This window comes from Kroppenstedtia guangzhouensis (genome assembly GCF_014637345.1).
GTDB lineage: Bacteria > Bacillota > Bacilli > Thermoactinomycetales > DSM-45169 > Kroppenstedtia > Kroppenstedtia guangzhouensis.
This window is the reverse complement of sequence record NZ_BMEX01000086.1, coordinates 1-509: the sequence shown is the minus strand read 5'-3', so window position 1 is coordinate 509 and position 509 is coordinate 1. Positions and strand designations below refer to the sequence as shown.

At 57.8% G+C, this 509-nt stretch carries 1 rRNA gene; it reads right to left on the bottom strand.

The features are described 5' to 3' along the window. Positions 1 to 13 precede the first annotated feature (13 nt). Positions 14 to 509 (bottom strand): 23S ribosomal RNA (locus IEV46_RS17915); the annotation flags it as partial.

The window sequence follows — 509 nt, the reverse complement described above, 5'->3', positions numbered from 1 at the left end:
CTCAGAAGCAACTCAGGAGAAGTCCTCGACCGATTCGTATCCGTCAGCTGAACGTGTTACCACGCGTACACCCCGGACCGATCTACCTCGTCATCTGCAAGGGGTCTTACTCCATGATGGATGGGAAATCTCATCTTGAGGGGGGCTTCGCGCTTAGATGCTTTCAGCGCTTATCCCTTCCGCACTTGGCTACCCAGCGATGCATCTGGCGACACAACTGGTACACCAGCGGTGCGTCCATCCCGGTCCTCTCGTACTAAGGACGGCTCCTCTCAAATTTCCTGCGCCTGTGACGGATAGGGACCGAACTGTCTCACGACGTTCTGAACCCAGCTCGCGTACCGCTTTAATGGGCGAACAGCCCAACCCTTGGGACCGACTCCAGCCCCAGGATGCGACGAGCCGACATCGAGGTGCCAAACCTCCCCGTCGATGTGGACTCTTGGGGGAGATCAGCCTGTTATCCCCGGAGTAGCTTTTATCCGTTGAGCGATGGCCCTTCCACTCGG